Genomic DNA, 14,493 nt, shown 5'->3' on the forward strand with positions numbered 1-14,493 from the left:
ACCCGTATCACCCATGAGCCGCGCGGGGCGCTGTTCCACTGGCGCCCCGCGCGCTCACGCATCCGGACATCCGGCACACCCCGTCGAACATCCGAAAGTCTCGGAGGACTTGCGGTGAACGAACTGCCGCAGCAGCTGGTCAACGGCCTGCTACTGGGATCCATGTACGGGCTGGTCGCCATTGGCTACACGATGGTCTACGGCATCGTCCAGCTCATCAACTTCGCCCACGGCGAGATCTTCATGACCGGCGCGTTCGGCGCACTCACGGTCTATGCGTACGTCCTGCCCGACGGCACCTCCATGTGGGTCGCCCTGCCCCTGATGCTCATCGGCGGCATCATCGTCGCGGTCCTCGTCGCCGTCGGAGCGGAACGGTTCGCCTACCGGCCCCTGCGGGGCGCACCGCGGCTGGCCCCGCTCATCACCGCGATCGGCCTCTCGCTCGCCCTGCAGCAGGCGGTGTGGGCCTGGTACCCCGACGCCAAGTCGGCCCGCACCTTCCCGCAGATCAACGGCGGCCCCTTCCACATCGGCAACGTCACCATCCAGACCGGTGACATCTTCCTGGTGGTCGCGGCCCCCATCAGCATGGCGTTCCTCGCCTACTTCGTCATGAAGACCCGTACCGGGCGCGGCATGCAGGCCACCGCGCAGGATCCGGACACCGCGAAACTCATGGGCGTCAACACCGACCGCATCATCGTGATCGCGTTCGCCCTGGGCGCCGCGTTCGCCGCCGTCGGCGGTGTCGCCGACGGCCTGAAGTACGGTCAGATCGACTTCCGCATGGGCTTCATCCTCGGTCTGAAGGCCTTCACCGCGGCCGTCCTCGGCGGCATCGGCAACATCTACGGCGCCATGATCGGCGGCCTCGCCCTCGGCGTCGCCGAGACCCTGGCCACCGCCTACATCGCCGACCTCCCCGGCATGGAGAAGTTCGGCAGCCAGTCCTGGGCGGACGTCTGGGCCTTCGTACTCCTCATCCTCGTTCTGCTGTTCAGGCCACAGGGCCTGCTCGGCGAGCGCGTCGCGGACAGGGCGTGACACCGATGACCACACAGACCACGGCATCCGAAACCCCGAGCGCTCCGGCCGCCGGCACCCCGGCCGGCCTCATCGGCCTCCCGCCCGTACTCGGCCGGGCCCTGGCCGTCGCCGGCGCCGTCCTCACCATCGTCTCCACGTTCCTGTCCTGGACCTGGACGCAGGACTTCCCCGGCGACCTCACCGTCTACGGCTACCCGGGCGGCCTGCAGGTCCTGGTGCTCATCGGCGCCGCCCTGACCACGCTGCTCGCCCTCGCGTCGTACGGCGTCAAGGGTCTGAAGTGGCTGGCCCCGGCGGGCGCGGACCCCGCGCTGAAGCTCGCGGCGCTCGCCACGTTCGCCACCACCTGGTTCACGGTCATCGCGATCAGCGTCGAACTCGGCGGCGTCGTCAACCTGGAGCCCGGCGGCTACTTCGTCGCCGTCACCAGCCTGGCCACGCTCGTCGGCGCCCTCGCGCTGCCGTTCCAGCGGCCCGAGCCCGACCCCGTCGACCCCGAGGACAGCGGCTGGGAGCAGTTCCGGCACCGCGCCGGACAGGCCTGGGAGACCGTCAAGGCCGCCTTCGCCGCCGACCGGCCGCGCCCGGTGGGCAAGCTCCCCGCCTACGCCGAGATCCTGATCATCGTCGCGGTCCTCGCCCTCGCCCTGACCGTCTTCACCTACGGCATCGGCACCGAGTACGACGAACTCTTCGTCGGCTTCCTGATCACCGCGGGATTCGGCTTCGCCGCGCTCAGCAAGTCCGGGCTCGTCGTCCACGCCTCGCAGATCACCAGCAGGCACCAGAACATCACGATCTGCGGCGCGTTCGTCACGGCGGCCCTGTTCCCGTTCACCCAGACCGACGACCAGTACGCGACCCTCGGCGTCTACATCCTCATCTTCGCCACCGTCGCCCTCGGCCTGAACATCGTCGTCGGCCTCGCCGGTCTGCTGGACCTCGGCTATGTCGCCTTCCTCGGTGTCGGCGCCTATGCGGCGGCCCTGGTCTCCGGCTCCCCCAGCTCGCCGCTGCACGTGCACTTCCCGTTCTGGGCCGCCGTCCTGGTGGGCGCCGCCGCCTCGCTGGTCTTCGGTGTCCTCATCGGCGCCCCGACGCTACGGCTGCGCGGCGACTACCTCGCGATCGTCACGCTCGGCTTCGGTGAGATCTTCCGGATCACGGCCAACAACCTGGACGGCACCTCCGGCCCCGACATCACCAACGGCTCCAACGGCATCTCCTCGATCCCGAACCTGAAGATCCTCGGCGTCGACCTCGGCGCCCAGCACGACGTCGCCGGCTTCACCATCGGCCGGTTCGCCAACTACTTCTTCCTGATGCTGGTCATCACCGCGGTCGTCGTCCTCGTCTTCCGGCGCAGCGGTGACTCCCGCATCGGGCGGGCCTGGGTCGCCATCCGCGAGGACGAGACCGCCGCGCTCGCGATGGGCATCAACGGCTTCCGGGTCAAGCTGATCGCGTTCGCCGTCGGCGCCTGCCTCGCCGGGCTCGCCGGCACCGTACAGGCCCATGTGACCTACACGGTCACGCCCGAGCAGTACTACTTCGCCGGTCCCGTGCCGCCCAACTCGGCGTTCCTGCTGGCCGCGGTCGTCCTCGGCGGCATGGGCACCATCGGCGGCCCGCTGATCGGCGCCTCGCTGCTCTTCCTCATCCCGAACAAGCTCCAGTTCCTCGGCAACTACCAGCTGTTCGCCTTCGGTGTCGCGCTCATCCTGCTGATGCGCTTCCGGCCGGAGGGCCTCGTCCCCAACCGGCGCCGCCAGCTCGAGTTCCACGACGAGGCCGAGGCGCCCGCAGTGCTCGGCAAGACAGGGGCCTGATCCGAGATGACCACGCAGACCAACACCCGCGGCGAGACCGTCCTCGACGCCCGCGGCGTCACCATGCGGTTCGGCGGCCTCACCGCGGTACGCAATGTCGACCTCACCGTGGGCAGCGGCGAGATCGTCGGCCTCATCGGCCCCAACGGCGCCGGCAAGACCACCTTCTTCAACTGCCTGACCGGCCTGTACGTCCCCACCGAGGGCGAGGTCCGGTACAAGGACCAGGTGCTGCCGCCCAAGTCCTTCAAGGTCACGGCGGCCGGGATCGCCCGTACCTTCCAGAACATCCGGCTGTTCGCCAACATGTCGGTGCTGGAGAACGTCCTCGTCGGCCGGCACACCCGGACGAAGGAGGGCTTCTGGTCCGCCATCCTGCGCGGCCCCGGCTTCCACCGGGCCGAGCAGGCCTCCCGTGAACGCGCCATGGAGCTCCTGGAGTTCGTGGGCCTCGCGCACAAGGCCGAGCACCTCGCCCGCAACCTGCCCTACGGCGAACAGCGCAAGCTGGAGATCGCACGCGCCCTGGCCAGCGAACCGGGCCTGCTGCTCCTGGACGAGCCGACCGCCGGCATGAACCCCCAGGAGACCCGCGCCACCGAGGAACTGGTCTTCGCCATCCGGGAGAAGGGAATCGCCGTCCTCGTCATCGAGCACGACATGCGGTTCATCTTCAACCTGTGCGACCGTGTGGCCGTGCTCGTGCAGGGCGAGAAGCTGGTCGAGGGCGACAGCGCCACCGTCCAGAGCGACGAGCGGGTCATCGCCGCCTACCTCGGTGAACCCTTCGAGGACGCCCCCGGCGCCGAGGAGGTCGCCGAGGTCGAGGCCGCCGAGGCCCAGGCAGAGGCAACCGCCGAGGCAGCCGAAGCCCCGGCAGAGGCCGAGGCTGAACCCACCACGGACGCCGCGCCCGGCAAGGAGAGCGACCGATGACCGCACTGCTCGAAGTCGAGGACCTCCGGGTCGCCTACGGCAAGATCGAGGCCGTCAAGGGCATCTCCTTCAAGGTCGAGGCGGGCGAGGTCGTCACCCTCATCGGCACCAACGGCGCCGGCAAGACCACGACCCTGCGCACGCTGTCGGGCCTGCTCAAGCCAGTCGGCGGCCAGATCAAGTTCAACGGCAGATCGCTGAGGAAAGTCCCCGCCCACGAGATCGTCCAGCTCGGCCTGGCCCACTCCCCCGAGGGCCGGCACATCTTCCCGCGCATGACGATCGAGGACAATCTGCGCCTCGGCGCGTTCCTGCGGAGCGACAAGCCGGGCATCGAGAAGGACATCCAGCGGGCCTACGACCTCTTCCCGATCCTGGGCGAGCGGCGCAAGCAGGCCGCGGGCACCCTCTCCGGCGGTGAGCAGCAGATGCTGGCGATGGGCAGGGCGCTGATGTCCCAGCCGAAGCTGCTGATGCTGGACGAGCCGTCGATGGGTCTGTCGCCGATCATGATGCAGAAGATCATGGCGACGATCGCCGAGCTGAAGTCGCAGGGTACGACGATCCTGCTGGTCGAGCAGAACGCCCAGGCGGCGCTGTCGCTCGCGGACCACGGTCATGTCATGGAGGTCGGCACGATCGTTCTGTCCGGCACGGGGCAGGACCTGCTGCATGACGAGTCCGTGCGAAAGGCGTACCTCGGCGAGGACTAGACGCTCCGCTGGTTCCCCGCGCCCCTCGGTCGGCGCGGGGAACGTCGGCGACCTGGGTCAGGCCTTCTTCGTGGCCTTCTTCTCCTCGCTGTCCGCGATGACCGCCTCGGCGACCTGCTGCATCGACATACGGCGGTCCATCGAGGTCTTCTGGATCCAGCGGAAGGCGGCCGGCTCGGTCAGGCCGTACTCGGTCTGCAGGACGGACTTCGCACGGTCGACCAGCTTGCGGGTCTCCAGGCGCTGGGTGAGGTCGGCGACCTCCTTCTCCAGCTGCTTCAGCTCGGTGAAGCGGGAGACGGCCATCTCGATGGCCGGGACGACGTCGCTCTTGCTGAACGGCTTGACCAGGTACGCCATCGCACCGGCGTCCCGGGCGCGCTCGACGAGGTCGCGCTGCGAGAAGGCGGTGAGCATCAGGACCGGCGCGATGGACTCCTCAGCGATCTTCTCGGCCGCGGAGATGCCGTCCAGCTTGGGCATCTTCACATCGAGGATGACCAGGTCCGGCTTGTGCTCGCGGGCCAGCTCGACGGCCTGCTCCCCGTCACCGGCCTCGCCGACGACGGTGTACCCCTCCTCCTCCAGCATCTCTTTCAGGTCGAGCCGGATCAGGGCCTCGTCCTCGGCGATGACGACTCGGGTCGTCAGCGGAGGCACGTGTGACTTGTCGTCGTCGGGCGCGTCTACGGGCTGGGGCGACTCGGCGGTCACAGGGGCTCCTCGTTCCGGGCAGGGGTACTGCTGACAAGAGCCTACCTAGCTACGGTATGGTGGACGCGCGGAGGGTCGGGGGAAACCTTGGATTCTGCGAGCCCCGGTAGCCCAATTGGCAGCAGGCAACGGATTCAAAACCCGTACAGTGTCGGTTCGAGTCCGACCCGGGGCACTTTTCCTTGGATTCCAAGGTCAGCGATCTGGAGGGCCCCTCGGGTGAGGGGCCTTTTCTCATGCCTTCGGCTTACTCGGTCCGTAAGGCCTTCGGGGCTCTTTTCAGGCCTTCGGGCTGTCGTCCTCGCCGATGTGGTGGACCCGGACCATGTTGGTCGAGCCGGAGACCCCGGGCGGGGAACCCGCCGTGATCACCACGATGTCGCCCCTCTCGCAACGGCCGTACTTCAGCAGCAGCTCGTCCACCTGGTCGACCATGGCGTCGGTGGAGTCGACGTGCGGCCCGAGGAAGGTCTCGGCGCCCCAGGTGAGGCTGAGCTGGGAGCGGGTGGCCGGCTCCGGGGTGAAGGCGAGCAGCGGGATCGGCGAGCGGTAGCGGGAGAGCCGGCGGGCGGTGTCTCCGGACTGGGTGAAGGCCACCAGGAACTTCGCGCCGAGGAAGTCGCCCATCTCGGCGGCGGCCCGGGCGACCGCGCCGCCCTGGGTGCGCGGCTTGTTCCGCTCGGTGAGTGGCGGCAGGCCCTTGGCCAGCATGTCCTCCTCTGCGGCCTCGACGATCTTCGCCATGGTGCGCACGGTCTCGACCGGGTACTTGCCGACGCTGGTCTCGCCGGAGAGCATCACCGCGTCCGTGCCGTCGAGGACGGCGTTGGCCACGTCGGAGGCCTCGGCGCGGGTCGGCCGGGCGTTGTCGATCATCGAGTCGAGCATCTGGGTGGCGACGATGACCGGCTTGGCGTTGCGCTTGGCGAGCTTGACCGCGCGCTTCTGCACGATCGGCACCTGCTCCAGCGGCATCTCGACGCCCAGGTCGCCGCGCGCGACCATGAGCCCGTCGAAGGCGGCCACGATGCCGTCGAGGTTCTCCACGGCCTGCGGCTTCTCGACCTTGGCGATCACCGGGAGCCGGCGGCCCTCCTCGGCCATGATCCGGTGCACGTCCGCGGCGTCGTCACCGCTGCGGACGAAGGAGAGGGCGATGACGTCACAGCCGATGCGCAGCGCCCAGCGCAGGTCGTCCTCGTCCTTCTCGGAGAGGGCGGGGACGGAGACGGCGACGCCGGGGAGGTTCAGGCCCTTGTGGTCGGAGATCATGCCGCCCTCGACCACCCGGGTGTGGACGCGGGGGCCGTCGACGGCGGTGACCTCCAGGCAGACCTTGCCGTCGTCCACGAGGACGCGCTCACCGGGCGAGACATCGGCGGCGAGGCCGGCGTAGGTGGTGCCGCACTGCCGGCGGTCGCCCTCGGCGCCCTCCTCCACGGTGATCGTGAAGGTGTCGCCGCGTTCAAGGAGTACCGGGCCTTCGGCGAAACGGCCGAGTCGGATCTTCGGACCTTGAAGGTCGGCGAGAATACCGACGCTGCGACCGGTTTCGTCGGCCGCCTTACGGACCCGCCGGTAGCGCTCCTCGTGTTCGGCGTGCGTGCCGTGGCTGAGATTGAAACGGGCGACGTCCATTCCGGCGTCGACCAGTGCCTTGATCTGGTCGTACGAGTCGGTGGCGGGCCCCAGAGTACAGACGATCTTTGCTCGGCGCATATGTCGAGCCTAGGCCTTACCCGCGGGTAGAGAATCGGCCGCACATGACCACTCAACAACCTTTGCGTGAAGCGTCATTGACAAGTATTGAATTGTGCAGCCACTCGCTCCGATGAGCGAATTCCCCTCCCGTGCGCCCTGGCATCTGAGGTCATGTTCAGGTCATCCGGTATTCCGGGCCGGGCCGGCCTTTTTCCGGCCCGGCCTGCTCCTCGTCTGTGCTCGTCTTTGTTCTCGTCACCTTCCTTCGACCAGCGGCGTGAGACGCAGTGCCTGGCGGGCCCGTGGGATCCGGGGGCGGGCGTCCTGGAGGCCGAAGGTGGTGAAGGCCGTTCTGGTGGCCGGCGGGTAAGGGTCGTTTCCGGTGAGGGAGTTGAGGATGGTGGCGCTGCGCCAGGCGGCGAGGCCCAGGTCGGGCGCGCCCACGCCGTGGGTGTGCAGTTCGGCGTTCTGGACATACGCCGAGCCGGTCACGGAGGGATCGAGGACGAGCCGGAACTCTTCGTCGATGCGCGGGCGTTCGCCGCTGTCGCGGCGCATGTACGGGTCGAGCCCGGCGAGGATGCGGTCGAGCGAGCGCTCGCGGTATCCGGTGGCGAGGACGACCGCGCCGGTGGTGAGCCGGGTGCGGGTGCCCTGCTGGAGATGCTCCAGATGGAGCTCGACCTTGGTGGTGGCGATCCGGCCGGCCGTACGCACCAGGACGCCCGGGGTGAGGACGGCGTCGGGCCAGCCGCCGTGCAGGGAGCGCCGGTACAGCTCGTCATGGATGGCGGCGAGCGTACCTGCGTCGATGCCCTTGTGCAGCTGCCACTGCGCGGCGATCAGGCGGTCCCGGACGGGCTCGGCGAGGGAGTGGAAGTAGCGGGTGTAGTCGGGGGTGAAGTGCTCCAGGCCGAGCTTGGAGTACTCCATCGGCGCGAACGCCTCGCTGCGGCCGATCCAGTGCAGCTTCTCGCGGCCGGCGGGCCGGTTCCGCAGCAGGTCGAGGAAGACCTCGGCACCGGACTGTCCGGAGCCGACGACGGTGACGTGGTCGGCTGCCAGCAGGGTGGACCGGTGTTCCAGGTAGTCGGCGGCGTGGATGACGGGCACGCCCGGGGCGTCCACGAGCGGCTTGAGGGGGTCCGGCACATGGGGGGCGGTGCCGATGCCGATGACGACGTTGCGGGTGTAGGTACGACCCAGCGCCTCGGCCTCGCCCTCGGCGTCGAGCTGGGTGAAGTCGACCTCGAACACGTCCCGTTCGGGGTTCCAGCGGACCGCGTCGACCTGGTGGCGGAAGCTCAGTGAGGGCAGGTTCTCCGCGACCCAGCGGCAGTAGCCGTCGTACTCGGCGCGCTGGATGTGGAAGCGCTCGGCGAAGTAGAAGGGGAAGAGCCGACCGCGGGTCTTGAGGTAGTTGAGGAAGCTCCAGGGGCTGGTCGGGTCGGCGAAGGTCACCAGGTCGGCCAGGAACGGAACTTGGACGGTGGCGCCCTCGATGAGCAGCCCGGGGTGCCAGGTGAAGCCCGGGCGCTGGTCGTAGAAGACGGCGTCGAGTTCGGCGAGCGGGTGGGCGAGGGCGGCCAGCGAGAGGTTGCAGGGGCCGATGCCGATGCCGACCAGGTCGCGGGGGGATGCGGCGTCGTGGTGTGGGGGGTTGGTCATCCGAGGGTGCCTTCTTCCACGAGTTTCAGGAGCTGGGCCAGGTCGCCCGGCCGGGTGTGGGGGTTGAGGAAGGTGGCCTTGAGCCAGAGGCGGCCGTCGAGCCGGGCGCGCCCGAGGACGGCCCGGCCCTCCTGCAGCAGCCCGCGGCGCAGGGCGGCCACTGCGGTGTCGCCGGCGCCCGTGGGCCGGAACAGGACCGTGCTGATCACGGGCCGGTCGTACAGCTCGAAGCCGGGGTGTTCCCGCACCAGCGCGGCGAACTCGCGGGCACGGACGCAGACTTGGTCGACCAGGGCGCCCAGGCCGGACCGGCCGAGGGTCCGCAGGGTGACCGCGATCTTGAGGACGTCGGGGCGGCGGGTGGTGCGCAGGGAGCGGTCGAGCAGGTCGGGGAAGCCGGCCTCGGTGTCGTCGTCGGCGTTCAGGTAGTCGGCGCGCTGGTGGAGTACGGCGAGTTCGCCGGGGCGGGCGACGGCGAGCAGGCCGGCGGCGACCGGCTGCCAGCCGAGCTTGTGCAGGTCGAGGGTGACGGTGTGGGCGGCCTCCAGCCCGGCGAGTCGGTCCCGGTGCCGGTCGCTGAAGAGGAGGCCTCCGCCGTAGGCCGCGTCGATGTGCAGCCGGGCTCCGTGGGCGGTGCACAGGCCGGCGATCTCGGGCAGCGGGTCGATGAGACCGGCGTCGGTGGTGCCGGCCGTGGCGGCGACCAGCAGCGGGCCGGAGAGCGTGGTGAGGGCCGCGTCGAGGGCGGCGAGGTCGAGGGTGCCGCCCGCGGCCGGGATGACGACCGGTTCGGGCAGGCCGAGCAGCCAGGCGGCGCGCGGCAGCGAGTGGTGGGCGTTGGCCCCGCACACGAGCTGTACGACGCCGCCGTGCGCCTCGCGGGCGAGCAGCAGGGCGAGTTGGTTGGACTCGGTGCCGCCGGTGGTGACGAGGGCGTCGGCGAGACCGGCGGCGTGGGCGAGCGCGCGGGTGACCGCGGCCTCCAGGGCGGCGGCGGCCGGGGCCTGGTCCCAGGAGTCCAGGGAGGGGTTGAGGGCGCTCACGGCGAGGTCGGCGGCGGTGGCCACGGCGAGCGGCGGGCAGTGCAGATGGGCCGCGCACAGCGGCTCGGCGGGGTCGGCGGCGCCCTCCGCCAGGGCGTGCACGAGGGCGCGCAGGGCATCGGGGTCGCCCTGCTCCGGCAGGACGTCCCCGAGGACCTCGGCGACCCGCGCGGCGACGGCCTCGGGTCCGCCGGCGGGCAACGGCCCGCCGCGCGCCCGGCCGCCGGCCGCGAGCGCGTCCAGGACCGTACCGAGGAGGGGACGCAGGGCGGCCGGGCCGTGCGGGCCCGAGGCGAGGGGCGGCGTGCGCAGAGGTCCGGCACCGCTCATCGGCTGTCCTCCGCTCATGGGTTCTCCTCCCCTCGTGGCCTGGCCTTCGGGGAGTTTCCGGTGCCGGATGGCTTCCGGCTTGTGGCTGGACTTCCAGCTTGTACGGAAAGAGGCCCCTGCGTCCAAAAAGCCCAACGATCAGCACCCGAAAGTGGGTACTGCCGTGCGAGGAAAGCGCGTTGGGACGGCGCTTGTGCGGCGCTGACACCGGTCGGACGGTTGACGCGCGGGTTGCCGCCCCGGAGGACGGTGTGCTGCGGCCGGCCGGGGGCCAGGGCCGGTCCCGCGGATCAGGTCGCAGGAAATCGACGGCGTGTCATCAGCGCAGGTGAGCGGGGGCGGTGGGGGTGCCCCCGCGCCCTTGAGGCGGCGGGCGAGGGCGTGCCGGCCCCCGCGTCCGCGACAGGATCCGCCGGACAGGCTCTAGGCCGGTCCCGTGAAGTCCGCGGTGTGGTCGCGCGCCCACTGGGCGAAGGTGCGGGCCGGGGTGCCGGTGATCTTCTCCACCGTGCCGGTGATCTCCGGTGGCACACCGACGCTCTCCTCGTAGGTCCGCAGCAGCCGCCCGAGCGCCTCGGGCGGTACGTGCGGGAACAACTCCGGGCCCGCCTCGCGCGGGTCCGCCTCCGCGAACGTCAGCTCTCTGCCGACGGCGGCGCCGATCGCCGCGACCTGCTCGGCGTTGGTGGTCGCCGCGGGCCCGGTCAGCCGGTGGACGGCGCCCTCGTGTCCGCCGTCGAGCAGGGCCCGCTCGGCGACGGCCGCGATGTCGTCCTCGTGGATGGGTGCGGAGAGCGCGCCCGCAAAGACCCCGCGGACGGTGTTCCCGGCGCGGATCTGCGGCGCCCACTGCAGTGCGTTGGTGGCGAAGGCGTTGGGCCGCAGGAAGGTCCGGTCGAGCCCGCTGTCGCGGATCTGCCGCTCGACGGTGGCGTGCATGACGTGGAGGGGGTGGGTCTCGTCGGCGCCCTCCTGGATCATGCCGCTGGAGAGGAACACGACCTGCCGCACCCCCTGGGCGCGGGCCGCCGCCAGCAGGTCGGCCGCGCGGGGGTGCGCGTAGAGGAAGAGGGCCGTCGCCCCGCCGAACAGGGCGGCCGGGTCGTCCGGCTGGAACCGCACCACCTCGGCACCGTCGGGCAGTCCGGCCCGCTGCGGGTCGCGGGTGAGCGCCCGCACGGGTCGGCCGGCGGCGAGGAGACGGTCGACAAGGGCACGGCCGACATTGCCGGTCGCACCGGTCACCACGATCACGGAAGGTGCCTCCGAAAGCTCGGCTGATCGTTCCTGACCCTGTCGAGCCTAAGAAGGTGTACGGGCCACGGCATCGGCTGCAGGGACCAGCCGCGGCCTAGGCCGCCGGACCTACTCCGCCCGCGCCCCCTGTTCCGCCGGTTCCGCCTGCTCGCCGCGCACCCGCAGGGCCCGGGCCAGGTCGTCGAGCCGGTCGGCGAGCGTACGGCGCAGGGCCGGGGTGGGGTCGGCGTCGCGCAGACAGGCCTCGCCGGCCCGCAGGTTCTCGGTGCCGACGGCGTGGGCCGGGAAGGCCCAGCGGCCGGCGGCGACCGCTATGGCGGGGCCGCGCCGGGCCGAGAGGGCCACGGCGTCCGGGTAGAAGCGTGGCACGTACTCCCGTACCAGATCGGCCTGTTCGGGTTGCCAGAAGCCCTGCGCGGTGGCCGTGAAGAGGTAGTTGGACAGGTCGTCGCCGGCGAACATCGCCTCCCAGGCCGCCCGCTTGGCCTCCGGGTCGGGCAGGGCGGCGCGGCAGCGGGCGGCACCCTCCTGGCCGGTGGCGCTCGGGTCGCGCTCCAGCTCGGCGGCGATGGCGGCCGCGTCGGTGGCGCCGAGCGCGGCGAGCCGCCCGAGGATACGCCAGCGCAGCTCCGGGTCGAGTTCCGGCCCGCCGGGCACCGTGCCGTCGGCGAGCCAGGCGGCGATGGTGTCGGGGTGGGCGGCCGCGCCGATCAGATGGCGTACGGCGATCAGGCGCAGGCCCGGATGGTCGCCGTCCTCGGTGCGCCGCAGCAGGTCGCGGCAGAGGGCGGTGAGGGTGCCCAGGGCGGCCGGACGGTCCTCGGCCGGCAGGTACTGGTCGGCGAGCTGGCCGGAGGCGAAGGCGAGCACGCCCTGGACCACGGCCAGGTCGGTCTCGCGCGGGAGGTGGGCGCGGGCCGTCTCCAGGTAGGCGGCGGGCGCCAGTTCGCCGTCGCGCACGGCGTCCCGGAGGGCGTTCCAGACGACCGCGCGGGTGAGCGGGTCGGGCAGGCCGGACAGGCCGGCCCGGACCGTCGCGAAGGACTCGGCGTCGAAGCGGACCTTGGCGTAGGTGAGGTCGCCGTCGTTGAGCAGGAGCAGCGCGGGACGCTTGCCGATGGGCCGCGGTGCGCTCTGCGGGACGTCCAGGTCGAGGCGTGTGCGCAGCACCAGCCGGCCCTCGTCGGCGACGTCGCGGTCGTACAGACCGGCGGTGAGGCGGTGCGGACGGCTGCCCGCGAGGTCGACGGTCAGGGTGCAGGCGCCGTCGGCGGAGTCGACGCGGGGCGTCAGCTTGTCCACACCGGTGGTGCGCAGCCAGCTGTCGGCCCAGGCGGGTACGTCGCGGTCGGTGGCGGAGGCCAGGGAGTCGATGAAGTCGGCGAGCGTGGCGTTGCCGAACCTGTGCCGGGCGAAGTGGTTGTTGATGCCCGCGAGGAAGTCCTTCTCGCCGAGCCAGGCGGCCAGCTGGCGCAGCGCGGAGGCGCCCTTGGAGTAGGAGATGCCGTCGAAGTTGAGCAGCGCGGAGGCCGTGTCGTCGACCTTCTCCGGGGCGACCGGGTGGGTGGTGGGGCGCTGGTCGGCGTCGTAGCCCCAGGCCTTGCGGGTGACGCCGAACTCGGTCCAGGGGCCGGTGAATCGAGTGGCCTCGGCGGTGGTCTGGTAGCCCATGTACTCGGCGAAGGACTCGTTCAGCCAGATGTCGTCCCACCACTTGAGGGTGACGAGATCACCGAACCACATGTGGGCCATCTCGTGCGCGACGACCATGGCGCGGGTCTGCCGCTCGGTGTCGGTGACGGCGGAGCGGTAGACGAACTCGTCGCGGAAGGTGACCAGGCCCGGGTTCTCCATGGCGCCCGCGTTGAACTCGGGGACGAACGCCTGGTCGTAGGAGTCGAAGGGGTAGGGCTCCTCGAACTTCTCGTGGTAGCGGTCGAAGCACGCGCGCGTGACCTCGAAGATCTCCTCGGCATCCACGTCGAGGTGGGGCGCGAGGGAGCGGCGGCAGTGGATGCCGAAGGGCAGTCCCCGGTGCTCGGTGCGCACCGAGTGCCAGGGGCCGCCGGCCACGGCGACGAGGTAGGTGGAGATCGGCGGGGTGGGCGCGGCCTGCCAGACGCCGTCGGCACGCTGTTCGGTGATGCCGTTGGCGAGCACGGTCCAGCCTTCGGGGGCCTTGACGGAGACCTCGAAGACGGCTTTCAGGTCGGGCTGGTCGAAGGCGGCGAAGACACGCTGGACGTCGTCCATGAACATCTGCGTGTAGACGTACGTCTCGCCGTCGCTGGGGTCGTTGAAGCGGTGCATGCCCTCGCCGGTGCGGGAGTAGCGCATGGCCGCGTCGACGCGCAGCTCGTGCTCGCCCGCGGTGAGGTTCTTCAGCGGGAGGCGGCCGTCGTCGAGCGCCTCCGGGTCCATGGGCTGTCCGTCGAGTGTGACCGTGCGCAGCTCGGCGGGCTTCAGCTCGACGAACGTGTCCCCGGCGGACCGCGCGGTGAACCGGATCACGGTGCGGGAGTCGAAGGTCTCGTCCCCGGTCGTGAGGTCCAGTTCGACCGTGTAGCGGCGGACGTCGAGGAGCTGTGCTCGGAGCTGCGCTTCATCGCGCGTGAGTACGGACATGCAGGCCATGCTGCCTGATGGCACTGACAGCGCACAGGGGGTGGATGGGTTCGCGGCTTATGTCCGGATGGCCGCCCGCGGTCGGGCCCGGCGCACGCCCCCGGTCGTGTCCGGCACGCGCCCCCGGTCGTGTCCGGCTCACGCCCCGGTTGTGTCCGGCTCACGCCCCGGTTGCGTCCGGCTCACGCCCCGGTTGCGTCCGGCTCACCACCCCCGGTTGCGTCCGGCTCACCACCCCCAGCCGCGTCCAGATCACCACCCCGGCCGGCCGGGTATCAGGCGTCCGGCTGCTGGCCGTTGGCGGCGTCCTCGGCGATGCGCTCGTGGTGCCGGATCACCTCGGCGATGATGAAGTTCAGGAACTTCTCGGCGAAGGCCGGGTCGAGCTTGGCGTTCTCCGCGAGGCGTCGCAGCCGCTCGATCTGGCGGGCCTCGCGGGTCGGGTCGGCGGGCGGCAACTGGTGCACCGCCTTGAGCCGGCCGACCTGCTGCGTGGCCTTGAACCGCTCGGCGAGCAGGTGGACGACGGCCGCGTCGATGTTGTCGATGCTGTCGCGCAGCCGCTCCAGTTCCTGGCGGACCTCGGGGTCCACGTCACCGGTTCCGGTGTTGCTGGTGGTCATGCTT

11 protein-coding genes and 1 tRNA gene are annotated in these 14,493 nt (G+C 71.0%); 5 read left to right on the plus strand and 7 right to left on the minus strand.

Annotation, left to right across the window (positions count from 1 at the left end; all coding sequences use genetic code 11):
* Nucleotides 1–114: 114 nt before the first annotated feature.
* Genes AV521_RS21680 through AV521_RS21695 form a run of 4 tightly spaced genes read left to right on the plus strand, consistent with a single transcriptional unit; the run spans nucleotide 115 to nucleotide 4,528 of the window.
* A complete protein-coding gene (locus AV521_RS21680) occupies nucleotides 115–1,047 on the plus strand; it encodes a branched-chain amino acid ABC transporter permease (RefSeq protein ID WP_023551517.1) in 933 nt (310 codons plus the stop codon).
* Between the two features lie 5 nt (nucleotides 1,048–1,052).
* Nucleotides 1,053–2,879: a branched-chain amino acid ABC transporter permease gene (locus tag AV521_RS21685; protein ID WP_076090127.1), complete on the plus strand. Its 1,827-nt coding sequence runs from the start codon at nucleotides 1,053–1,055 to the stop codon at nucleotides 2,877–2,879.
* A gap of 6 nt (nucleotides 2,880–2,885) precedes the next feature.
* On the plus strand, nucleotides 2,886–3,815 hold the full coding sequence (locus AV521_RS21690; protein ID WP_076090128.1) for an ABC transporter ATP-binding protein: 930 nt from the start codon (nucleotides 2,886–2,888) through the stop codon (nucleotides 3,813–3,815).
* Nucleotides 3,812–4,528, plus strand: coding sequence for an ABC transporter ATP-binding protein (locus AV521_RS21695; RefSeq protein WP_076090129.1), 717 nt, complete (start codon nucleotides 3,812–3,814; stop codon nucleotides 4,526–4,528). Before AV521_RS21690 ends, AV521_RS21695 begins: the two co-directional genes overlap by 4 nt.
* 57 nt (nucleotides 4,529–4,585) lie before the next feature.
* Here AV521_RS21695 and AV521_RS21700 read toward each other — a convergent pair whose 3' ends face one another.
* Nucleotides 4,586–5,242, minus strand: coding sequence for an ANTAR domain-containing response regulator (locus AV521_RS21700; RefSeq protein WP_076090130.1), 657 nt, complete (start codon nucleotides 5,240–5,242; stop codon nucleotides 4,586–4,588).
* Between the two features lie 100 nt (nucleotides 5,243–5,342).
* Between AV521_RS21700 and AV521_RS21705 the strand changes: the two genes are divergently transcribed.
* Nucleotides 5,343–5,417 (plus strand) — tRNA-Leu (locus tag AV521_RS21705).
* A gap of 104 nt (nucleotides 5,418–5,521) precedes the next feature.
* On the opposite strand, the gene pyk is transcribed toward AV521_RS21705, so the two are convergent.
* The 6 genes from pyk to AV521_RS21735 all read right to left on the minus strand — a co-directional run bounded on the left by pyk (nucleotide 5,522) and on the right by AV521_RS21735 (nucleotide 14,489).
* Nucleotides 5,522–6,961: a pyruvate kinase gene (pyk, locus tag AV521_RS21710; RefSeq protein WP_076090131.1), complete on the minus strand. Its 1,440-nt coding sequence runs from the start codon at nucleotides 6,959–6,961 to the stop codon at nucleotides 5,522–5,524.
* Nucleotides 6,962–7,198: 237 nt separating this feature from the next.
* Complete coding sequence (locus AV521_RS21715) at nucleotides 7,199–8,611, minus strand: lysine N(6)-hydroxylase/L-ornithine N(5)-oxygenase family protein (protein WP_076090132.1); 1,413 nt, start codon at nucleotides 8,609–8,611, stop codon at nucleotides 7,199–7,201.
* Nucleotides 8,608–10,002 carry an aminotransferase class V-fold PLP-dependent enzyme gene (locus AV521_RS21720; protein WP_256725649.1) on the minus strand — a complete coding sequence of 465 codons (1,395 nt, stop codon included), beginning with the start codon at nucleotides 10,000–10,002 and terminating at the stop codon, nucleotides 8,608–8,610. The genes AV521_RS21715 and AV521_RS21720 overlap by 4 nt, the downstream gene beginning before the upstream one ends.
* 405 nt (nucleotides 10,003–10,407) lie before the next feature.
* The gene (locus AV521_RS21725; RefSeq protein WP_076090134.1) at nucleotides 10,408–11,238 is read right to left on the minus strand and encodes an SDR family oxidoreductase; all 831 of its coding nucleotides are present in this window, start codon (nucleotides 11,236–11,238) and stop codon (nucleotides 10,408–10,410) included.
* A 111-nt stretch (nucleotides 11,239–11,349) separates the two neighbouring features.
* Nucleotides 11,350–13,866 (minus strand): aminopeptidase N, encoded by a 2,517-nt coding sequence (pepN, locus tag AV521_RS21730; protein ID WP_076090270.1) that lies wholly within the window; start codon nucleotides 13,864–13,866, stop codon nucleotides 11,350–11,352.
* 275 nt (nucleotides 13,867–14,141) lie between these two features.
* A complete protein-coding gene (locus AV521_RS21735; protein WP_076090135.1) occupies nucleotides 14,142–14,489 on the minus strand; it encodes a chorismate mutase in 348 nt (115 codons plus the stop codon).
* Between the last annotated feature and the right edge of the window lie 4 nt (nucleotides 14,490–14,493).

The sequence above is a fragment of the Streptomyces sp. IMTB 2501 genome (genome assembly GCF_001953885.1).
Lineage (GTDB): Bacteria > Actinomycetota > Actinomycetes > Streptomycetales > Streptomycetaceae > Streptomyces.